Source organism: Mucilaginibacter conchicola, assembly GCF_003432115.1.
Lineage (GTDB): Bacteria > Bacteroidota > Bacteroidia > Sphingobacteriales > Sphingobacteriaceae > Mucilaginibacter > Mucilaginibacter conchicola.
Map to the genome: position 1 here is coordinate 1,283,261 of NZ_QWDC01000001.1, position 22,535 is coordinate 1,305,795.

Sequence of the window (22,535 nt, forward strand, 5' to 3'; positions counted from 1 at the left end):
GCTTACTGCGTAACGGCCGGTAAAATATACTGCTGCATCATTTTATCAACCTGCGGGTGGGCGTAGCCTTCGTTGTACGCGCTTGCTGTAACTACGATAACCAGGGACTGATCTTTAAACACAAATATCTTATTGCCGCCATTGCCGGTGCAATACCAAACCTCGTAAGGTTTGCCATTAACCTCATAAGTTTTATTCCAGAACAGGTAACCATAATTGCCGGGGCCAACTACATCAGCCGGTAAAGCTATTTGTTTGGTGAATGATTTTTGAACCCATTCTTTCGGGATAATCTGTTTACCCTGCCACTGGCCATTGTTTTTATATAACTGACCAAATTTGGCAAAATCTAAAGCCCGCAGCCTTATGCCACCTGCAGTGTTTGCGACGTGTTGCGGCGTGTATTGCCATTTGTAATTGCGGATGCCGAGTGGTTTAAACAGTTTATTATCTGCGTAGCGCTCCAGTCCGCCGGGCACCTTTTTATTAAGCACATCACCTAACACCACTATACCTGCAGTAAAGTAATTCCACTGGGCGTATGCTTTCTTGCTGCTATCCACTTTCAGATCAAGGGCAAACTTTACCCAGTTATCCAACGGGTACATATTATTCTCGTTGCCCGGCGAGTTATCATCGTTATCATTTGCATCAAAAATAGAGCTCATAGTAAGCATGCTTTTTATGGTGATGCTATCCTTACGCGGCGAATAATTTTGATAGGCTTTCAGGTCGTAAAAGTCTCCCAGTGTTTGCTGTTCTGATCTGATGAACCCTTCATTAATGGCAATGCCCATCATAGCTGATGCAAAGGTTTTCCCTACAGAACGCGGATCATGCAAAGTATCTCGGCCTTCGCCGTTAAAATACTCCTCAATCAGCAGTTTGCCGTTTTTGATCACCACAATACCGTTGATGTTCTTGAACTTGTTCTGCAGGATCTTCTCATTCAGATCCATTATCAGCTGCTTGTTGTAGCCTTCGGCAGATATTGGCCAACCACTGTTGGATTGAATAGCCTGGATGGCCTTATTCTTTGCATCTACAACCGGCACGATCAATTTTATTTCGCCTTGGGCTATCAGGTCGCCCACTTTAACATCCGGCGTAACAACATACGGGCGCAGTTCAATTTTGAGCGTATGGCTGCCTGTAGTAAGCGCATCCTCGCCCCCGCGCACCATAAACCGGGTAAACATATACCGCGACCACATATCCTCGTGCAGGGTACTTATCAATTTAATAGTGAGCGCCGTACGACCGTTCTTATTATAAGCATAGCCCGCGCCTTTGTGCAGATTTTCCTGATAGATCTGTTTACCGTCTACATAATAAGTAAACTGGTAATTGCCCTGGTTCAATTGCTCAACTGTTTGCTGCAATGCCATTTTATGCTGCAGGTTGGTAAGCGAATTAGGCATAAAAGCACGCATGCTGAGGTTAGTATTCGGCGTAAGGGTAATCTCGCTCAGCAGATCAGCAGCAGTGGTTTTAGCCATGGGGATGGTATCTTTCATGAACACAATACGGCCCATGTTGGCTTTATGCAGCGGCGATTCTGTAACGTCGGCCTTTACAATATCCTGTGCATTGGCACTCTTGAAAGCAACGATAGAAACGAGTAAAAGCAGTGGTTTAAGTAGTTTCATGTATCAATTTTATTTCCCCAAAGATGGCCGGAAAGCATTTGCTAAAATAGAACACAATTAACGTTTTGTATTTTATTAAATGACACACCCAGTGAATGTTTCTGCTTTTTGTCAATCCCGGTCGCCCCTCTCAAGAGGGGAATAAGAGCATCTATTCCACCATCATACTTCCCTTCTTGAGAGGGGTCAGGGGTGTGTTATTGTTGAACCACCCGCCAACACCGCCCTGTAAGCCGATGGCTTATCCGCGTTAAACGTTTTAAAGCAACGCAAAAAATGGCTTTGATCGGCGAAGCCGCATTGCATGGCAATTTCGGTTAAGCTGAGTTTGCCGCTGTGCATCAGCGACAGGGCTTTTTCTACGCGCATGGCGCGGATATATTCGCCCAGGTTAGTGTTAAAATACTTTGAAAAATCGCGCGAAAGGTGTGCGGGATGTACATTGGCCGTAGTTGCCAGTTCTTTTAAGGTAAACTTATGCGAGAGGTCATCTGCAATAGCTTCTTTTACCTGTTTTACCCAATCTGGTCTGTTCCGGCTTCCGGTTACGGCGCTACTATCCATGCCGGCTAAAACCTGCAGCAGCAATGCCTCTGTTGCGGGTATAGATGCGTCATCATTAGCCTTAGATTCTTTAAATAACCGGTAAAAAAGCAATTTCACCTGTGGATTATCAATGGAAAAACTGCCCTGCAGGTTTTGGATATCGATATCTGCTTGAGCTAACCAATTGTTATTGATCTCTATCTGGAAGCCGCGGGTGTATCCTTTGGGCTTGATGTTGTAATGCGGATCCTGCCAGTTATGGAAAAGCAGGCTGCCGGGCGTACAGGTATAAACTTCCTTTTTATTACCCTCTATTACGTTGCCTTGCAGTATAAAGGTGAAATAAGCATTCTCGTGGTAATGCCAGCCTACCCTATCGTGGGTATATTCGGTATCGGTGATGGTAGCAAAATCAAGGTGCAGGGTTTGGTTGGTTTGCCCGTAAAATTCACCTGTTTTTAGCGTTTTCACAGTTAAAGATTATTAGCAGAGGTCTGTTTTAATTCAAAGTCGGTTACAGCTTTATTAAAAATGAAGCGTTCTTCAGTTTTCAGGCTCGCTGTGGTATCAGAAAGTAATTCGGCTATGATGTAATATTCGCTTTCTGTTTTAATTCTACCTCTTTTCAAAACCTGTTTAACACTATCTTTTAATTCAGCGGATATATCAAAGAAACCCGGAAGATTTTTGCCTTTTAGTATAACATCTATTGTCTTAAGATTTTCGGTATTAAGGTTCAATTGCATTTCGGTAAGTGTATCTACCAAGCCAGCTTTTAACCCTTTCAATGCGATAGATCTACTTTCTTTTTCCCATCTGTTTATTACTTCTATCGGAGATTCTAATTGGCTAATGTCCAATCCCAGTGTATTTGCCTGGGCCTTAGATAGTTCAAATTTAAATTGCCAAAGAGCCTCAAAAACTTTTTTGTACAGTTCGTAAGAGTCTTTATTAATTTTCAAGGCCATTGATTACTATTTGGTCAAATTGATGCCGCTTTCAGCTTCCGGCTCGCGTTTGCTAACGGTTTGGATGTTCTCGTTAAGATAATCGTTCTCTACCAGGCCATCGCGCATGCGCACAATGCGGTGGGCGTGCAGGGCAATGTCCTCTTCGTGGGTTACCAGGATAATGGTATTTCCTTTTGAGTGGATATCTTCCAGCAGGCCCATTATCTCGATAGATGTTTTGGTATCAAGGTTACCGGTAGGCTCATCCGCAAGAATAATAGATGGATTATTGATCAGGGCACGCGCCACAGCCACACGCTGGCGCTGCCCGCCCGATAGTTCGTTAGGGCGGTGATCTACCCTATGGCCAAGGCCTACGTTCTCTAAAGCTTGTTTAGCGCGCTCGTTACGTTTCTCTTTGCTGATACCGGCATAAACCAATGGCAGGGCAACATTATCTAACGCGCTGTTACGCGGCAATAAGTTAAATGTCTGGAACACGAAGCCTATCTCGGAGTTACGCACCTCGGCAAGGTCGTTATCGGTCATGTGGCTTACGTCGATACCGTTGAGTACATATTGGCCTTTTGTGGGTGTATCTAAACAACCCAGAATATTCATCAGCGTTGATTTACCCGACCCGGATGGCCCCATCAACGCAACAAACTCGCCTTTTTTTATGGTAAGTGTTACGGATTTTATAGCATGAATAACCTCAGACCCGATCACGTATTTTCGACCGATATCGTTAATGGTAATAAGCGGTTCGTCTTTGGTAAGTGTCTGCTTCATCCGTTTTTTTTGCTGCTTTGACAGTGTGCAGGTATAAAATGTTACAGGTTTTTGAAAAGATTCAAGAGTTAAGAATCAGGAATCAAGAGAAACGCCTTAAAGTTCGGTCTTGACTCTTGTCTCTTGATTCCTGACTCTCCAAAAAGCTACTTAGAAATCACCTTCGCTACTAAAAAGTGACTATCATCATGCGATGGGGCATTTTCAAGCGCTTCTTCGGTAGTGATATCCTGTTTTATGGCATCTTCGCGTAGGTTGTTTACCTCGGCGGTCATGTACACAAGGGGCTCAACGCCGGTGGTGTTCACCTCGTTCAGCTTGTCCATAAAGCCCAATATTTTGTTCATGTCCTTGATCATGGTCTGCTTTTCATCAGCAGCCAGCTCCAGACGCGCCAGGTGGGCTATTTTATCAACGGTTTGTTCGTCAATGTTCATGCTTGGTTCAGTTTATTGCTCATGATGCTGAAAACCTGGTCGCGCAGGGCATCGGCATCATCAACAGTTAAATGGGCCGTTTCAATAGGCTCATGTACAAATATATCACATACACCCGGTTTACTGCCCAATTTCTTTCCATCATCCCACATTACTTTCCAGGTATTTGCACAGGTTACGGGGATGATGGGCACTTTCAGCTCAATAGCCATCCTAAAAGGGCCGTTTTTAAACTGGTGCATCACCGGCGGATACTCATCGGGAATTGTTCCCTCGGGGAATATAACGGCGGTCATACCCTTCTCTATCCGCTCCATTATCAGTTTAAAGGCTTTAAAGGATGCTATCTTGCTTTCGCGATTAACCGGGATATCCACCGTGCGGAAGAAAAGGCCGGTCACCAGGCCATCCACCAGCTCCTGCTTGCCCATAAAGCAATAATTACTTTTCACCAACAGGCTCATGGCCGTTATATCAAGATTTGAGGTATGGTTTGGGGTGATGATGTACGTGCGACTCCAGTCGATCGGTTTTTCGTAATGAAATTGGTAGCGTATGCCCACCGCGCCCGAGCTTAGCCAGCCCCACACGCGCCTGATGGCATTCATACTGCCGTAACGCTCGTATTTGCGCGAATTGTAGTACAAAAAAGGCCACAACACAAAGTAAAAAAGCGCTACGCTGCCCTGGTAAAGGTATAGGTGCACTTTCTTCAATATCATTTTCATCCGCTCCAAAAATATAAAAAATAGCCACTTATAATAGAACTATACTATTTCATGCTTCACAGTTGACTCACCCCGACGTTGCTACGCTCGTCGCCCCTCTCTTCGCTACGCGAAAAGAGGGGATTAATTTTCTTGCGTTACCCTCTTTGCTGCTTGCAGCAGAGAGGGTGGTCCAGCGTAGCGTAGACCGGGTGAGTTACTTTACGAGCGGTTCAATACTTAGCTTGTCACCCGCTTATACTTTTTTCTTAAAAGCCCCTTCCCCTTGGAGAGGGGTTTGGGCTGAGGCCAAAAAATCCTTACTTTCGCTCCCTATATGGAAACTGTTGTTAGTGGCATAAGATCTACCGGAAACCTGCATTTAGGAAACTATTACGGAGCTATCCAAAACTTCGTGAAAATGCAGAACGAATATAATTGCTATTTTTTTATAGCCGACCTGCACTCGTTAACTACCCACCCTACGCCGGCTAATTTACACGCCAACGTAAAACAGGTTTTGGTGGAATATCTTGCTGCGGGTATAGATCCTGAAAAAGCTACCATATACGTACAAAGCGACGTGCCCGAGGTTACCGAGCTTTACCTCTATTTAAACATGAACGCCTACATGGGTGAGCTGGAACGTGCTACGTCTTTTAAAGATAAAGTGCGCGCTAACCCTGATAACGTTAACGCAGGCTTATTAACGTATCCTGTTTTGATGGCGGCAGATATCATTATCCATAAAGCTACCAAAGTACCTGTAGGTAAAGATCAGGAACAGCATCTGGAGATGGCCCGTACCTTCGGTAACCGCTTTAACCGTTTATATAACAACGAGTATTTCCCAGAGCCGTATGCGTTCTCTTATGGCACTAACCTGGTAAAAATACCGGGGCTTGATGGTGCAGGCAAAATGGGTAAAAGCGAAGGCGAAGGTAATGCCATATTTTTGGGCGATACGCCTGAGGCTATTCGCAAAAAGGTAATGCGCGCCAAAACCGATAGCGGCCCTACTGAAGAAAACCAAACCAAACCACAGGAGATCCAAAACCTGTTCGACCTGATGAAGGTAGTTTCTTCGCCTGATGCTATTGAACACTTTGATAACCTGTACAATACCATGGCTATCCGTTACGGCGACCTGAAAAAGCAACTGGCCGAAGATATGATCATTGCCACCGCCCCAATCCGCGACCGTATCAACGATATTGCCGGCGATGCTGATTACCTGCGTAAAGTAGCCAACCTGGGTGCCGATAAAGCCCGCGAAAGCGCATCAAAAACCATAAGGGAAGTAAGAGAGATCATCGGGTTCAGGAAGTTTTAAGAAGTATTAGCTTATAGTTGATGGTTCATAGTGTATATTAGCAGCAGTGACTGTTTAATAGCGCGGATTATTACCATGAACTATTAACCATGAACCATCATCAACATATATCACATGCACATAGCTATCGTAGGAAATATAGGCGCCGGTAAAACCACACTTACAGAATTGCTTGCCAAAAATTATGGCTGGGACCCTCTTTTTGAGGCGGTTGATAATAACCCTTATCTGGAAGATTTCTACAGCGATATGAAACGCTGGAGCTTTAACCTGCAGATCTATTTCCTGAATAGCCGTTACCGCCAAATCATCGATATCCAGAAAAGTGGCCGTAATATTATACAGGACCGCACCATTTATGAGGATGCACACATTTTTGCAGAGAACCTGCACGATATGGGCCTGATGACCACGCGCGACTACGAAAACTATCAAAGCATATTTGATAACATAACCGAATTTATTAAACCACCAGATTTGCTGGTTTACCTTAAAGCATCGGTGCCTACCCTGGTAAATAACATCCAACGCCGTGGCCGCGAGTACGAGATAGGTATCCGTATCGATTATCTGTCAAAGCTAAACGAGAAATACGATAAGTGGATAAAAAACTACAAGCTGGGCAAGCTGCTTGTGCTGGATAAAGACACTCTTGATTTCGCAAACAATCCCGAAGATATGGGTACTATTATTAACCAGATAGAGCGCGAAATAAACGGGTTGTTTTAAGACCCACCCAAAACCTAACCTTATTAAACTATTATATGAACTTAAACTTAAAGGGCGTTTTAGCCTGCGGAGCTGTGCTATGTGCGTTAAATGTAAAAGCACAAAGGAATGATTATGTTATTAATGCCAAAGGCGATACCATCCACTGTGAAGTAAGCTCAAGCAAATACAAGATCAACGGTGGTAAATCCATCAAAATGAAACCTGACTCAATACGGGAATACTACCGCTCAGAAAAAGACGAGTGCTTTAGGGCCGTATATCGCGAGAAAAAATCAAAAGCAGAATATTTTAAAGTATTAGAAAAAGGCAAGATCATGCTTTTTGAAGGTATTACTTCTTATGCAGGTGGTTTTTCACCAATGGGCGGGTACCATGGGGGTAGCTCAAGCACACAGTGGTATATCACCAAAGGCACTGATACTGTTAAAGAGGTAAAAAACAACGATTTTACGATGTTTAACCTGTTCGGAAAATCGCACAAAGCCAGGAAAAATGATTTTGAAGAAATGATAAGCGATAACGCCGACGTTTTAGCAAAATATAAAGCCGAGGATAAATTTAGCTTTAAACAAGTGCGCAACCTGATACATATCTACAACACAGGTGAGCCTTTTAAAGAAAAATAAGACTTGACAATATCAGCAAGCCGGTTTCACAATAATGAAACCGGCTTTTCTTTTGTAATGCTTTGTATGCAAAAACAACAAACTTCTTTTACAAAAGCATGTACCAGCAAAACACAATCTCAAAGAAAAAGCCGCTCTATCCTGTAAATCAACTTAATCCCCATAGCTTTTCCACAATTGTAAAATGAACGGACAAATCCCGTAAAATTTGCTACTTTTGTATCCCGTACACAAACAATTGGCAGCCCCCATTAAAACTGCCTTTGATTTCAAAAAAAATCATGACTAAATACATTTTTGTTACGGGTGGAGTTACCTCATCGTTAGGAAAAGGCATTATTTCGGCCTCATTAGCTAAACTTCTTCAGGCGCGCGGTTACCGCGTTACCATCCAAAAGTTCGATCCCTATATCAATATTGATCCGGGTACGCTTAACCCTTATGAACACGGCGAGTGCTATGTTACCGAGGATGGTGCCGAAACCGACCTTGACCTTGGCCACTACGAGCGTTTTTTGAACGTTCCAACTTCACAGGCTAACAACATTACCACCGGCCGTATCTACCAAAATGTAATTAACCGCGAGCGCGAGGGTGCTTTTTTGGGTAAAACCGTACAGGTAGTTCCGCACATTACTGATGAGATAAAACGCAACTTCCGCATATTGGGCGAAAGCGGCGATTATGATATTGTGATCACCGAAATCGGTGGCACCGTGGGCGACATCGAATCGTTGCCATTTGTAGAGGCGGTAAGGCAGTTTAAATGGGAAGCAGGGCCAAATAATGCGCTGGTTATCCACCTAACGCTTATCCCCTTCCTGGCTGCAGCAGGCGAGCTGAAAACCAAGCCTACACAGCACTCGGTAAAAATGCTTTTAGAGTACGGTATCCAGCCGGATATACTGGTTTGCCGCACTGAACACCACATCAACGCCGACATCAGAAAAAAAATTGCACTTTTTTGTAACGTAAACATCAATGCGGTAATCGAATCAATGGATGCGCCTACCATTTACGACGTGCCATTGCTGATGCTGAAAGAGAAATTAGACCAGACCGTATTAACCAAATTAAAGCTGCCGCATAAGAACGAGCCGAACCTGGAGAACTGGAAAGACTTTCTTGGCCGCTTAAAAAACCCTACTGCTGATGTTAAGATAGGCCTGGTAGGTAAATATGTAGAACTGCCTGATGCTTATAAATCAATCATCGAGGCATTTGTACACGCAGGTGCTAAAAACGAATGTAAAGTGCGTGTGGAATATATCCCATCGGCAAGTTTAACGGTAGAAAATGCAGTTGAAAAACTACGCGGCCTGCATGGTGTACTGGTTGCTCCAGGCTTTGGCGAGCGCGGTTTTGAGGGTAAGATAGAAGCTATCCGTTATGTACGCGAGAACAACATACCGTTCTTTGGTATATGTTTGGGTATGCAGTGTGCCGTTGTTGAGTTTGGCCGCCACGTGTTAGGCTACGCCGATGCAAGCAGCACCGAGATGAACCCGGAAACACCAAACCCGGTTATTGACATGATGGAAGAGCAAAAAACTGTGGTGAACAAAGGTGGCACCATGCGTTTAGGCGCTTACCCATGCGATATTAAAAAAGGAACAAAAGCAGCAGCGGCCTATGGCAAAACGCACATCAGCGAGCGTCACCGTCACCGTTACGAGTTTAATAACAAGTACTTACAGGAGTATGAAGCAGCAGGTTTAGTACCATCGGGCATTAACCCCGAGAACGGCCTTGTTGAGATAGTGGAGTTGAAAAACCATCCTTATTTTGTGGGTGCACAGTTTCACCCCGAATTAAAATCAACAGTTGCTAATCCGCACCCACTTTTTATTAACTTTGTCGCCGCTTCGCTGGCTTACGCCCGCAAGAACTAAGTTACAGTACGAGAAACAGATAAATGGATAAGAATACATTCACAGGATTATTCCTGATCATGATCATCCTTGGGGTTGGCGTCTTTTTAATGAAGCCAAACGAGGCCGAGATCAAAAAAGAACAGCTTACTGTTCACCAGGACTCAATAAAAAAAGGCTTAATAAAAGCCCCTGCCAAAGCAGATACTACAGCAAAAATTGCGGTAGTTGATTCAACTGCAATAAAAGGCCCTTTTGGTGGTGCAATTAACGGCAACCAACAATTTGTTACTTTAGAGAATGATGATGTTCGCATCAAATTAAGCACTAAAGGTGGCCGCGTTTACAGCGCCGAGCTTAAAAAGTACCTTACCTATGGCAAAAAGCCGTTGGTATTGTTTGATGGCGATAAAAACACTTTCGGCCTTAGCCTTGCCACTGCCGGTAAGAACTTTAACACCAATGATCTTTACTTTACGCCAAGCTCAACAGCGCTAACAGTAGCCGGTCAGGATTCATCATCGGTTACCATGCGTTTAAGCTACAGCCCTACGCAGTACATCGATTATGTGTACAGCTTAAAAGGTACAGGCTTTAAAGTGGGTTTAACCATCCGCTCAACCGGCATGGACCAGGTGTTGGCTAACAGCAATGTGTACAGCTTAAACTGGAACGCCAGCCTTAACAAACTTGAAAAAGACCTTAAACAAGAGCGCCAGTACTCTACTGTGTACTACAAAAACACAGATGGCGACGTAGATTACCTGTCTGAAGCGAAAGATGAGCAAAAAAGCATTGCTGACAAAAAAATGCAATGGGTTGCTTTTAAACAACACTTTTTCTCAAGCGTATTGATCGCTAAAGATGGTATTGCAAAATCTGACCTTTCTGTTGTTACAAACGTAGCAGATACTGCAGGTGTTAAAGAAATGAAAGCCGGCTTGCAACTAAACCGTGATGCAAGCGGTGCCGTACCGTTAGAGTTTTACTTTGGCCCTAACCAGTTCAACACCTTAAAAGAGCAAGGTTACGATCTGCAAAAGATCATTAACCTGGGCTGGGGACCGTTAAAATACATTAACCAGTTTGCGGTGTTGCCGGTGTTCAACTTCCTTAAACAGTTTAACTGGAACTACGGATTGATCATCCTTGCGCTTACCGTATTGTTGAAGTTGGTATTATCGCCGCTTACCTACAAATCATACCTATCAATGGCTAAAATGCGTGTTATTAAGCCGGAGATGGATGAGATAAAAGCTAAAGTTGGTGAAGATAACCCTACCCTTTTACAACAGGAATACTTAAAACTTTACAAAAAAGCAGGTGTAAACCCACTGGGTGGTTGTTTGCCATTATTGTTGCAAATGCCTATCGTAATTGCATTCTTCCGTTTCTTCCCGAGCTTGTTTGAGCTTCGCGGACAGAACTTCCTTTGGATGCATGACCTATCGACCTATGATGATGTGATCAAGTTTTCGACCAACATCCCTATCATAGGTAACCACATCAGCGCAATGTGTTTGCTGATGACGATCTCAACCTTGATCTATACGTATTTCAACAACCAGATCTCGGGTGCTACAGGCCAAATGAAGTACATTGGTTACATTACACCATTCATCTTCTTTGCTACGCTGAACAGCTACCCTGCCGGTTTGAACTACTACTACTTCCTGGCCAACATGTTCACCTTCTTACAACAATACCTGATCAAATTCATGGTGGATGATAAGAAGATCCATGCCCAGATCCAGGAAAACAAAAAGAAACCTGAAGATCCTAAAAAGAAAAAATCAGGCTTCGCTGCCAAAATGGAAGAAATGATGCGCCAGCAACAACAGGTGCAGACTAAGAAAGGTAAGTAAGTTGATTAGTGATCGGTTAATTAGAGATTAGTTGACCATCGCGATATAGAAAAAGACCCGTGGTTGAAAAAACTGCGGGTCTTTTTGTTTTGACCTGCTGTAGTTCGGGTGAGGACACCCGAACAGGAAAGGAATGTAATATCACTCCCCGTTCAGGTGTCCTCACCTGAACGAAATATTATCCATAAATAACTAAATTTATTAGCAATTATATTTACATTTGTTATTACCATGTATGCAATTGTAGATATCGAGACGACGGGTGGGCATGCCAGTGCTAACGGCATTACCGAGGTGGCTATTTGCATACACGATGGTAAAAAAGTTACCCGCCGGTTTGAGACCCTGGTTAATCCGCAGCGCGACATTCCCGTTTATATCAGCGCGCTAACAGGCATCACCAACGAGATGGTGCAAAAGGCTCCGTTATTTGAGGATGTTGCTGCCGAGATATTCCACCTGCTTAAAGGGCAAATATTCGTAGCGCATAACGTTAATTTCGACTACTCTTTTCTGCGTTATCACCTAAATGCTGCCGGTTACGAGATAAACCTCAATAAACTTTGTACCGTTAGGTTGGGGCGTAAAATAATGCCGGGGCTAATGTCATATAGTCTGGGTAAGCTTTGTACGCACCTGGGCATTGCCAACAATGCCCGCCATCGCGCCATGGGCGATGCTGAGGCTACTTCGCAACTGTTCTCTATCCTGATGAGTAAGGATAGTGATAACCACATCAGTAAAGCACTAAAACAAAACAGCAAAGAGCAAAGGCTGCCGGCCAATTTGCCCAAGGCGGATATCGAGGCCCTGCCGCCAAACCCCGGAGTGTATTACTTTCATGATCATAAAGGCAAAGTGATATACGTAGGCAAGGCAAAAAATCTGCGTAAGAGGGTTATCAGTCATTTTACCGGTAACAACCCCAACCTGCAAAGGCAGGAGTTTTTAAAGAACATCCATCATATCACCCATCAGGTTTGTGGTACCGAATTGATCGCTTTTGTGCTGGAAGCCGTAGAGATAAAACGCCTTTGGCCAAAGTACAACCGATCATTAAAACGCTTTGAAAATACTTTTGGCATTTATATGTACGAGGACCAGCGCGGCTACCTGCGCCTGGCGGTTGACAAGCACCGCAAGCACATGCCTGCTGTTTATGCCTGCAACTCACTGCTGGAAGGCCATAACCTGCTGAATACCCTTATCGAGACATTCGGCCTTTGCCCTAAGCTTTGCTTTATACAAAAGAATGACCAGCCCTGCAGCGGCACCAACGTTGGCGCCTGCGCCTGCGAGGGACACGAGTCGCCGAACGATTATAATGAACGTATTGATGCTGCCTTAGAGCAACTAAAGAAAGCCCTGCCCACTTTCGCTATCCGCGATGAAGGCCGTACCGATGATGAACATAGCTGTATCTTGATAGAAGAAGGCCGTTTCTATGGTATGGGCTACATATCCCACTACTACAATGCCGATAACCTGCAGGCGTTAAAAAACTACCTTACCCCCTACCCGGGTAATGATTATATCCGCAATATTGTAACGGGCTATGCCGACCGTTTTCCGCAACGGAAGGTGATGTTTGCGTAGGATCTGCCTCTTTCCGCGCGTCATTGCGAGGTACGAAGCAATCTCTGAACTATACAGAGCCGCTTGTCCTAAAGGGAGATTGCTTCGTACCTCGCAATGACGCTTGTAGAGTTGTCATTCGTTGAAACAAAACCACTATCCTAAAAGTTAATATATTATACTTTAACTATCAAAAACCACAAAGATGGATAGCATTAACCAGCAACAACCCGAAGATAATTTTGAGAATTTGGAAGGCAACGAAGCATGGAAAAAGATGAAAGAACTGGCAGAAGCGGCATCAAGCTGTTTCTTCTGCAGTAATATAAAAACCGGACTGCCTTTCTCTACAAGGCCTATGTCGCCGCAAAAGATAGATGACAACGGCGACCTGTGGTTCCTGAGTGCTGATGACAGCCATAAAAATGACGAAATAGGCAAAGACCCTTTTGTACAACTGTTATTTCAAGGCTCGGCACATTCAGATTTCCTGAACGTTTACGGCACTGCCGAGATCAGTAAAGACAAAGAAAAGATAAAAGAGCTATGGCAACCCATCCTCAAAACATGGTTCACCGAAGGTGAGGATGATCCGCGCATTACCGTTATCAAAGTATCACCCACCCAGGGCTATTACTGGGATAACAAGCACGGCAACGCCATTGCATTTGTAAAACAACTGGTAGGCGCAGCAATAGGCAAAACGCTGGATGATTCTATTGAAGGGAAATTGGAAGCGTAGCTTCTGAAGAGAGTCAGGAATCAAGAGACAAGAATCAAGACCGGAATTCTGTCCTCGTTCTTAGTTCTTAACCCTATTTCGACTGCAATTTATAGAAAGAGCCAAGATCAAAGTTCTGTCTTGATTCTTGGCTCTTAATTCTTGATTCTACTATATCACTAAATAACTCCCGCTTTCTCCAACTCTTCCTGCATTTGTTGTTGCAGTTTAAGGGCTTCGGCACGGGCTGCTTCGGCAAAGTTTTCGTCGTTGCCGGCGTAGATAATACCGCGTGATGAGTTTACGATCAAACCGCAATCTTTGGTCATACCATATTGGCAAACATCCTGCAGGCTACCGCCCTGTGCACCAACTCCCGGTACTAACAGGAAGTTATCAGGCGCGTGCTTGCGGATGTCGGTAAACTCTGTGCTTTTGGTAGCGCCAACTACATACATTAACCTATCGGCACCGGCCCAGGTATTGGCTTTTTTAATAACGGTTTCGTACAAATAGCCATCGCCCGTATTCAGGTATTGGAAATCCTTACTACCTACAGATGAGGTTAGCGCCAGGATAATTACCCATTTACCTTCATATTTAAGGTATGGCGTAACACTATCGTTCCCCATGTATGGCGTAACAGTAATAGCATCAAAATCCATCCCGGTGTTCTCTTTATCAAAAAAAGCTTTGGCGTAGTTATCAGAGGTGTTACCGATGTCGCCGCGCTTTGCATCAATTATGCTCAGGATATCTTTAGGGATGTATTGCTCTGTAGAAATTAAGCTTTGCAAACCTTTTAAACCGCGGGCTTCGTAGAAAGCAGCGTTAGGTTTGTAGGCTATACAAAGGTCTTTAGTAGCATCAATTATACGCTTGTTGAACTCAAAAACCGGGTCGGGATATTCTTTCAAAAATGCCGGTATCTTATCGATATCCGTATCCAGTCCAACACATAAGAATGATTTTTTTTGTTTGATCTGCTCAATAAGCTGCGCGCGCGTTATCATATTAGCGTGTAATTGATTATGGTGCGGCAAAACTACATAAATATAGCCAACGCTTAATTTTTTTAATAAATTTGCATTCTAAGAATAATTGATTAACATTGCAGTGTTTTCCTGAATTATTTCTTGTACCAAAGAAACAATTTTAATTTCCACGTTTTTATTATCTGATCTTAATACTTACCTGGGTTAACATTGTATATCAGGACTTCCGAACAACTTTCATTATAAAAATCCCATTGAACTATATTTCATAATATGTCTGAGACAACTGAATTGAACGACAAACTCGTTTCTGAGTTGCGCGAAATTGCTAAGAGTTTAGGTATTGCCGAAGCTGATGAACTGCGCAAAGCACCGCTTATTGCAGCTATAACTGAGCAACAACAACTGATAGCCGTAGCACGGGAACAACAAAATATAACCAACAACAATTACGCTGAAAAAACCGCCGAGGCTGCCCCTGCTGCCGAAGCTGAAGATAAACCCCGCAAACGCACACGTGTAGTTAAGGGTAAAGAACAGCCACGCGTTGAAGTACGTTTGGATGATACCAACCTGTTTGACCAGCAGGAAGAAGAAGCACAGCCCGAATCGCAGGAAACACCTGCTGCCGAAGTTGTAGCAGAAACAGCCACTGAAGCACCCCAAGCAGGCCAGCCTGATGCAGCACCAATTGCAGAAACCGGCCGCCCGCAGAAATTTGACCGCCGCAACAACCAGCAGCAGCAAAAAGCACAGGAACCAGCCATTAACATGGACTTTGATAACGTAATTGTTAACGAAGGTGTACTGGAGATAATGCCTGATGGTTACGGTTTCCTTCGCTCATCAGACTATAACTACTTAACTTCTCCTGATGATATTTATGTATCACAGTCGCAGATAAAATTATTTGGTTTAAAAACCGGTGATACCGTACGTGGCAGCATCCGCCCGCCAAAAGAAGGCGAGAAATACTTCCCGCTGGTACGTGTTGAAGCTATCAACGGCCGCATCCCTGCCGAGGTGCGCGACCGTGTACCTTTTGACCACTTAACGCCGCTTTTCCCGTCAGAAAAGCTGAGCCTGTTTACCGATCCTAACAACTACTCAACCCGCATCATGGACCTGTTCTCGCCTATTGGTAAAGGTCAGCGTGGTTTGATCGTAGCACAGCCTAAGACCGGTAAAACCATGTTGTTAAAAGATGTTGCTAACGCGATAGCAAAAAATCACCCAGAGGTTTACCTCATCATCCTGTTGATAGATGAGCGCCCTGAAGAGGTTACCGATATGGCACGCAGCGTACGTGCCGAAGTAGTTTCATCAACTTTTGATGAGCCTGCTGAGCGCCACGTAAAAATTGCCAACATCGTTTTAGAAAAAGCTAAACGTATGGTTGAGTGTGGCCACGATGTAGTGATCCTGTTGGATTCTATTACCCGTTTGGCACGTGCTTACAACACCGTTGCCCCTGCATCAGGTAAAATATTATCGGGTGGTGTGGATGCCAACGCGTTGCACAAACCAAAACGTTTCTTTGGTGCGGCCCGTAACATTGAGGATGGCGGTTCATTAACTATTATTGCAACAGCACTTACCGAGACCGGCTCTAAAATGGATGAGGTTATCTTTGAAGAATTTAAAGGTACCGGTAACATGGAACTTCAGTTGGATCGTAAGCTATCTAACAAACGTATATTCCCTGCTATTGATATTACAGCATCAAGCACCCGCCGCGATGATCTGTTGCTTGACCGCGATACCCTGCAACGTATCTGGATACTGCGTAACCACCTTGCGGATATGAACTCGCAGGAGTCGATGGAATTTTTACAGGCTCAAATTCGTGGTACAAAAACTAACGAAGAGTTCTTAATATCAATGAATTCATAATATTTTCACGCATAAAGGAGTTATAAATAACATAAGGTTAATTGTAACTCCTTTGCGTTTTAGTAAAATTTGTGATACCTTCATAGCTTTATGGGCGTTAAAAAACATCTACCGAATGCAATTACGTGCGCTAACCTGTTTAGCGGCTGTGTAGGTATTGTTTTTACTTTTCAGGATAACCTCATATTTGCAGCCTATGCCATTTTCCTGGCAGCCATATTCGATTTTTTTGACGGTTTTGCTTCAAGGGTACTACAATCTTTCTCGGGTATAGGTAAAGATCTGGACTCGTTGGCCGATATGGTGAGCTTTGGCGTACTGCCATCAGCCATTATGTATATGCTGATGCTGCAAACCAAGCAGATACCTAACGTAAGCGAATGGTTAAACTTTATTGCTTTCCTTATTCCTGTATTTTCGGCATTAAGGCTGGCCAAGTTTAATAATGATACCCGCCAGGCCGAGAGTTTTATAGGCTTGCCAACACCTGCAAACGCTATCCTGATAGCATCTATCCCGCTAATATTATCGCAGTACAGCAATGTAGCGCATTACATCCTTAAGCCTTACGTGCTATCAGCATTTATTATAGTGATGTGTGCCTTATTAGTGGCCGAATTACCGCTGATGTCGTTAAAATTTAAAGACCGCGACTTTAACAAAAACTTTTACAGGTATTTATTACTGCTATTTTCGGCAATACTCATTCTATTTTTTAAATTTGCGGCGGTTCCGGTGGTTATTGTAATGTATATCACCCTATCGTTAATTCAATTAAAATTTGCAGATCATACGCTGGCAGGCGGTTCAAAAAAATAACCGTTTAACAGGTATCATCCTCTTTAACTTCAAAAAATGAAAACATTTCTGGCCGAAATTGACGTAATGCCCAAAAAAGAAATTCTTGACCCACAAGGTAAAGCCGTAACCGGCAGCATGAAAAACCTTGGTTTGGCCGAGATACAGAACGTGCGTATTGGTAAACACATTTCATTAGAAATTGATGCCGATAGCGAAGCAACCGCAAGCGCAAAAGTTGATGAGGCCTGCAAAAACCTGTTAGCTAACCTTATTATGGAAAGCTATACTTTTACGCTAACGCTTAAGTCTTAAGTCGAAAGTCTTTAGTACGAAGTCAAACGCGTATTATACTATACAAGAAAAGCAAGCCTATGGCTTGCTTTTTTATTTCTATTCAATTCTAAATCTATTGACTTTAGACTTTCAACTAAATACTTCAGACTTTAAAGATTCGCTTCTTTTTCTGCTTTAATTTTCTGCAGTTCAATAAGGTTGGCATCAACAGTGGTTTTTACCTGGGTAAATTTCTCAATTACCTCTGCAGGGTTTGGTGCGCCGGCTTTGCAGGCCAGTTCAACCTCTTGTATGGTGGCCTGGCTTATAGGCATACCAAAAAAGCCAAGGTTAGGTTTCAGCTTGTGCGATGCCGAAGCCGCTGTTGGCCAATCCTGTGCGCTAATGGCATTGCTTATGGCATCAAGCAGTTGCGGGGTTTGTTCAAGGAACATTCCTATCGAGTCAACAATAAATTCATCGCTGCCATCTGCAATCTCGTACAGGAAAGACAGGTCAAGGTCTTGGTTTGAAGAAAAATCAGACATTTATATCAGTTTGTGGTATTCAAAAATATACTTTTTTTACAATTAAGCTATCGCTAAGTTCAGTTTTTAACTGTAGCATATTCTTACGTAAAACAGGATGTAAAAGATCAGGAGTTAACTCAACCAATGGCTCTAAAGTAAAGCGCCGGTTATGCAACTGAGGGTGCGGTATTTTAAGGTCGGGTTCATCAATTATGGTATCTCCGTAAAACAGGATATCGATATCGATCACCCTCGATCCCCATCTCTCCTCGCGCACGCGGCCCAGCTCCTGCTCTATCGCCAGCACTTTGTGTAGTAAAACTTTGGCAGGCATGTCGGTTTTAAGCAGTAAAACCTGGTTCAGGTAATCAGGTTCATCCGTTTTACCCCATGACTGTGTTTCATACACGCCCGATGCCTTTACTACCGGTGCAACCTGGGCAGAGATGCTGTCAATGGCCCTGTCTAAAAACAATTTACGGTTGCCGAGGTTACTGCCTAAGAGCAAAAAAACATCTATCATGTTGTAACAAATATCTGGTGTGCGGCTCTTAATAAATATGCAATCATTAAGTTTGCATAAATAAATGATTTATCACTCTTAATGAAACAATTCTTCAAATTTGTATTAGCTACCATAGTAGGTATCACGCTTGTTTTCGTTATCGGCTTCGCAGTTTTATTGGGAATAATTGCCGCTGCCGCCAGTGGCGACACTGCTACAACAGTAGATTCAAACTCTGTTTTGCACATCAAATTTGATTACCCTATTACAGAACGTACTCCAAACAATCCATTTAACAACCTGCCATTTCTTGGCCTGGATAAAAAACGCAGCCTTGGCCTTAATGATATCCTAACCAGTATTAAAAAAGCCAAAACCGACGATAAGATAAAAGGCATTTTCATGGACGAGAGCTACATGATGAATGGCCAGGCTACTACCGAAGAAATTCGCAATGCGCTTATCGATTTCAAAAAATCGGGCAAATTCATTGTTGCTTACTCTGAAATCTACACTCAGGGTTTTTATTACCTGGCATCGGTTGCTGATAAAATTTACCTGAATCCTAAAGGGATCATCGAGTTTAAAGGCTTTAGTTCTGAGATCACTTTCCTGAAAGGTGCACTGGATAAACTGGGCATCGAAGCACAAATTATAAAAGTAGGTACCTATAAAAGTGCGGTAGAGCCGCTGGTACTAACCAAAATGAGTGATGCAAACCGCCTGCAGGTTACTTCATACTTAGGTTCTATGTATGATCATTTTCTAACCAATATTGGTAAGGCGCGTAATATTAATAAAGATACATTGTTTAACTATGCCAACAGTGGCCGTATACAATTACCTGAGGATGCTTTAAAATACAAACTGGTTGATGGCTTAAAATACAAAGATGAGATCCTGTCTGATCTTAAACAACGCACCGGTAAACAAGAAAAAAACGACATCGCCAGTGTTGAACTGGATGATTACCTGAAAAGCAGCACCGAAACCACTACCGACCCTAAAGAGGTTAGTTCAAACAACCGCATTGCTGTGGTTTATGCATCTGGTGAAATAAGCGGCGGTGATGGCGATGACAACAGCATTGGTTCTGAAACCATTTCAAAAGCATTAAGAAAAGTACGTACAGATAATAAGGTAAAAGCGGTTGTGCTACGCGTTAACTCGCCGGGCGGCAGCTCATTGGCTTCAGATGTTATTTGGCGTGAAGTGATGCTGACCAAACAAGTTAAACCGGTTATCGTATCGATGGGTGATGTAGCAGCATCCGGCGGTTATTACATCTCTTGCGCGGCAGATTCTATCATTGCCGAGCCGAATACCATTACCGGTTCAATAGGGATCTTTGCAGTACTGCCAAACATGCAGAAACTGTTTAACGATAAGTTGGGTGTTACTTTTGATGGTGTTAAAACCGGAAAATTTGCCGATCTGGGCGATATCAGCCGCCCGCTTACCCCTGAGGAACGCGCTTTGTTACAAAACAACGTTAACCATGGTTATGATGATTTTACCAAAGCTGTAGCTGCAGGTCGTGGTAAAACGCAGGAATATATCAACAGCATTGGCCAGGGCCGTGTATGGACAGGCTCGCAAGCATTAAAAATTGGCCTGGTTGACCGCCTGGGTAATATTAACGATGCCGTTGCTTCTGCAGCAAAAAAGGCTAACCTTAAAAAATACAAACTGGTTAGCTATCCTGACCAAAAAAGCACACTCGACAGGTTTGGCGAAGGCCTGAGCGCCGAAGTAAGTACCCGTTTTGTAAAAGCCGAGCTTGGCGAAAATTATCGTGTTTACGAACAAATAAAAGGCATCACCAAAATGATGCGTACCCCACAAATGCGCATGCCGTATGATGTGGTTATAAAATAATTGGTTCTTAATATTTTGATGGAAAGCCGCCTTTTTACAAGGCGGCTTTTTTATTAGTAAAATTTAAAGCCTTACGTTTTTTAGCTAAATTAGCCCTATCTAAACCAAACAGTTCTATATGAGCCTTTTTAAATCTTACACGCCGATAGCCCTTTTGAGCGGCCTTGCATTCTTCTTTTTAACCTTCAATTCTTCATGTAAAAAAGCAGCAGATGACGATCAAAATCCGCAAGACACTGTAAGCACAAACTTTAAAGTAATAGTAGGTGGGCAGGATAAAAACCTTTACGCCTTAAACGGAAAAGATGGCACCTTAGAGTGGAAATTTACAGGCGAAGGTAATTTCTCCTATTCAAAGCCGGCTTATGATAAAGGTGTTATTTACACAACCAGCACTGATCATAACCTCTACGCAATTGATGCTAAAACAGGGGCGTTAAAATGGAAATTTGCAACGGGTGCCGCAAGTATTTCAAGCCCGGCTGTAGCCAACAACGTAGTTTATTTTGGTAGCGATGATTACAGTTTTTATGCTGTTGATGCAACAACAGGAAACCTTAAGTGGAGCTTCCGCACAGGCCAAATAGTAGATAGCAGCCCGGTTGTAAAAGATGGCGTTGTTTACGTAGGTAGTGCCGATTACAGGCTTTACGCTTTAGATGCAGCCTCCGGCTCTGTAATTTGGGCTTATAACACCGGTGATATAATTGTTTCATCAAGCCCGGTAATATCAAACGGTGTTGTATTTATTGGCAACAGGAGCGGTATATTAAACGCCATAAATATTACAGATGGCAGCCTTAAATGGCAGGCATCCTTTGATGGCATTTCACTTGAGCACGCTCGATTGCTGGTAAACAATGGAGCTATATACCTTGCCGGCTGGTATTCAACACCAGATTTTAACAAACGCGGCAGTTTATATGCTGTTAAAGAATCTGATGGTAGCCGCATTTGGACAGCCTTAGAAAATCAGGGTTTTACATCGGGCCCGGCGCTTGCAGATGGAGTTATTTTTATCAATAGCGATAATAGAAACATTTACGCAGTAGACGCAAATACGGGCAAAGAGATCTGGAATCGTGATGTAACAGCAAACGGCGCAATACCTGCCGTGGCGGGTGGTTTAGTGTTTGCCGGTGGTGGTGGCAGTAATGTTTATCACGTACTTGATGCAAAAAACGGCAACGAGATATGGAGTATGCCACTTATTCACTGCCTTGATACATCAGAGCCATTAATTATCAAAGAAGACAGCAAATAATCAGGCTATATATTTAAATAAAAAAGCCGCTTTGAATAAAAGCGGCTTTTTTATAGTAATCGCTTATTCAAGAAGCCATTTAAACGGCTCTGTTGCATTCACGTCTATTCCATCTTGAACAATGCTAACAAAATCCTGTGGTATCCAGGCATATAATATCCGACTTGGTTTAGTATCAATCAGGTAAAACCAGGTATCTATAGGCGGGCAATCATTACCATCAATAAAGCCTTTGGTATAAATCTCGGAAGCACCATCCATGAAATTATTATCTATTTCTGCCACTAATATTTTACCTTCAAATACTTTTCTATCCTGTATTACCAAGCTTCTTTTAATTTGCATTTGCTCCTCAAACAAATCCTCATAAATTTCAAATTCAAATGGGTCAGCTGTCCAATTGATAAACGAAAATACGCCACGCTTAAACGAAAAAACTTTTTCACCATCACGGATAGGGTTAATAGAGCGCAGTATTTCAGCGTCGCTTTTATCCGTATTCTTATTCTTTAATTGCTCTTCGCAGTAGATCTGCGTGAGCAAAAGGTTTTCGGCAAAAATTCTTCGGTCTATGTTTAACATTTCTGACTTA

22 protein-coding genes are annotated in these 22,535 nt (G+C 43.2%); 12 read left to right on the top strand and 10 right to left on the bottom strand.

Annotated features, from left to right (window positions below):
• Positions 1-2: 2 nt before the first annotated feature.
• The 6 genes from D0C36_RS05625 to D0C36_RS05650 form a co-directional block, all read right to left on the bottom strand.
• A complete protein-coding gene (locus tag D0C36_RS05625; protein WP_117390564.1) occupies positions 3-1,649 on the bottom strand; it encodes a serine hydrolase domain-containing protein in 1,647 nt (548 codons plus the stop codon).
• A 186-nt stretch (positions 1,650-1,835) separates the two neighbouring features.
• A complete protein-coding gene (locus D0C36_RS05630) occupies positions 1,836-2,666 on the bottom strand; it encodes an AraC family transcriptional regulator (protein WP_117390565.1) in 831 nt (276 codons plus the stop codon).
• Positions 2,667-2,668: 2 nt separating this feature from the next.
• The gene (locus D0C36_RS05635; protein ID WP_117390566.1) at positions 2,669-3,163 is read right to left on the bottom strand and encodes a hypothetical protein; all 495 of its coding nucleotides are present in this window, start codon (positions 3,161-3,163) and stop codon (positions 2,669-2,671) included.
• Between the two features lie 6 nt (positions 3,164-3,169).
• On the bottom strand, positions 3,170-3,937 hold the full coding sequence (locus D0C36_RS05640) for an ABC transporter ATP-binding protein (protein ID WP_117390567.1): 768 nt from the start codon (positions 3,935-3,937) through the stop codon (positions 3,170-3,172).
• Positions 3,938-4,083: 146 nt separating this feature from the next.
• A complete protein-coding gene (gatC, locus tag D0C36_RS05645) occupies positions 4,084-4,374 on the bottom strand; it encodes an Asp-tRNA(Asn)/Glu-tRNA(Gln) amidotransferase subunit GatC (protein ID WP_117390568.1) in 291 nt (96 codons plus the stop codon).
• The gene (locus D0C36_RS05650; protein WP_199501969.1) at positions 4,371-5,102 is read right to left on the bottom strand and encodes a lysophospholipid acyltransferase family protein; all 732 of its coding nucleotides are present in this window, start codon (positions 5,100-5,102) and stop codon (positions 4,371-4,373) included. The genes gatC and D0C36_RS05650 overlap by 4 nt, the downstream gene beginning before the upstream one ends.
• Before the next feature lie 316 nt (positions 5,103-5,418).
• On the opposite strand from D0C36_RS05650, the gene trpS reads away from it, so the two are divergent.
• From trpS to D0C36_RS05685, 7 genes are all read left to right on the top strand, one after another.
• Positions 5,419-6,414, top strand: a complete 996-nt coding sequence (gene trpS, locus D0C36_RS05655) for a tryptophan--tRNA ligase (protein ID WP_117390569.1) — start codon at positions 5,419-5,421, stop codon at positions 6,412-6,414.
• Positions 6,415-6,528: 114 nt separating this feature from the next.
• Complete coding sequence (locus D0C36_RS05660; RefSeq protein WP_117390570.1) at positions 6,529-7,143, top strand: deoxynucleoside kinase; 615 nt, start codon at positions 6,529-6,531, stop codon at positions 7,141-7,143.
• Positions 7,144-7,178: 35 nt separating this feature from the next.
• Positions 7,179-7,772 carry a hypothetical protein gene (locus D0C36_RS05665; RefSeq protein ID WP_117390571.1) on the top strand — a complete coding sequence of 198 codons (594 nt, stop codon included), beginning with the start codon at positions 7,179-7,181 and terminating at the stop codon, positions 7,770-7,772.
• Positions 7,773-8,053: 281 nt separating this feature from the next.
• Positions 8,054-9,664: a CTP synthase gene (locus tag D0C36_RS05670; protein WP_117390572.1), complete on the top strand. Its 1,611-nt coding sequence runs from the start codon at positions 8,054-8,056 to the stop codon at positions 9,662-9,664.
• A 23-nt stretch (positions 9,665-9,687) separates the two neighbouring features.
• Entirely contained in the window at positions 9,688-11,508 is a 1,821-nt protein-coding gene (gene yidC, locus D0C36_RS05675) for a membrane protein insertase YidC (protein ID WP_117390573.1), read from the top strand.
• Positions 11,509-11,739: 231 nt separating this feature from the next.
• A complete protein-coding gene (locus tag D0C36_RS05680; RefSeq protein WP_117390574.1) occupies positions 11,740-13,104 on the top strand; it encodes an exonuclease domain-containing protein in 1,365 nt (454 codons plus the stop codon).
• A 184-nt stretch (positions 13,105-13,288) separates the two neighbouring features.
• Positions 13,289-13,825, top strand: a complete 537-nt coding sequence (locus tag D0C36_RS05685; RefSeq protein WP_117390575.1) for a pyridoxamine 5'-phosphate oxidase family protein — start codon at positions 13,289-13,291, stop codon at positions 13,823-13,825.
• A gap of 158 nt (positions 13,826-13,983) precedes the next feature.
• Here D0C36_RS05685 and pyrF read toward each other — a convergent pair whose 3' ends face one another.
• Positions 13,984-14,814, bottom strand: a complete 831-nt coding sequence (pyrF, locus tag D0C36_RS05690; RefSeq protein WP_117391383.1) for an orotidine-5'-phosphate decarboxylase — start codon at positions 14,812-14,814, stop codon at positions 13,984-13,986.
• A gap of 258 nt (positions 14,815-15,072) precedes the next feature.
• Here pyrF and rho point away from each other — a divergent pair, with 258 nt between their 5' ends.
• From rho to purS, 3 genes are all read left to right on the top strand, one after another.
• The gene (gene rho / locus D0C36_RS05695) at positions 15,073-16,692 is read left to right on the top strand and encodes a transcription termination factor Rho (protein WP_117390576.1); all 1,620 of its coding nucleotides are present in this window, start codon (positions 15,073-15,075) and stop codon (positions 16,690-16,692) included.
• Between the two features lie 90 nt (positions 16,693-16,782).
• A complete protein-coding gene (locus D0C36_RS05700; protein WP_117390577.1) occupies positions 16,783-17,511 on the top strand; it encodes a CDP-alcohol phosphatidyltransferase family protein in 729 nt (242 codons plus the stop codon).
• Between the two features lie 36 nt (positions 17,512-17,547).
• Positions 17,548-17,805, top strand: coding sequence for a phosphoribosylformylglycinamidine synthase subunit PurS (gene purS / locus D0C36_RS05705; protein ID WP_117390578.1), 258 nt, complete (start codon positions 17,548-17,550; stop codon positions 17,803-17,805).
• Positions 17,806-17,936: 131 nt separating this feature from the next.
• Here purS and D0C36_RS05710 read toward each other — a convergent pair whose 3' ends face one another.
• Positions 17,937-18,314 carry an Hpt domain-containing protein gene (locus tag D0C36_RS05710; protein ID WP_117390579.1) on the bottom strand — a complete coding sequence of 126 codons (378 nt, stop codon included), beginning with the start codon at positions 18,312-18,314 and terminating at the stop codon, positions 17,937-17,939.
• 19 nt (positions 18,315-18,333) lie between these two features.
• On the bottom strand, positions 18,334-18,819 hold the full coding sequence (folK, locus tag D0C36_RS05715; RefSeq protein WP_117390580.1) for a 2-amino-4-hydroxy-6-hydroxymethyldihydropteridine diphosphokinase: 486 nt from the start codon (positions 18,817-18,819) through the stop codon (positions 18,334-18,336).
• A gap of 81 nt (positions 18,820-18,900) precedes the next feature.
• Here folK and sppA point away from each other — a divergent pair, with 81 nt between their 5' ends.
• The gene (gene sppA, locus D0C36_RS05720) at positions 18,901-20,679 is read left to right on the top strand and encodes a signal peptide peptidase SppA (protein ID WP_117390581.1); all 1,779 of its coding nucleotides are present in this window, start codon (positions 18,901-18,903) and stop codon (positions 20,677-20,679) included.
• A gap of 118 nt (positions 20,680-20,797) precedes the next feature.
• Positions 20,798-21,943, top strand: coding sequence for an outer membrane protein assembly factor BamB family protein (locus tag D0C36_RS05725; RefSeq protein ID WP_117390582.1), 1,146 nt, complete (start codon positions 20,798-20,800; stop codon positions 21,941-21,943).
• 63 nt (positions 21,944-22,006) lie between these two features.
• On the opposite strand, the gene D0C36_RS05730 is transcribed toward D0C36_RS05725, so the two are convergent.
• A complete protein-coding gene (locus tag D0C36_RS05730) occupies positions 22,007-22,525 on the bottom strand; it encodes a hypothetical protein (RefSeq protein ID WP_117390583.1) in 519 nt (172 codons plus the stop codon).
• Positions 22,526-22,535 lie beyond the last annotated feature (10 nt).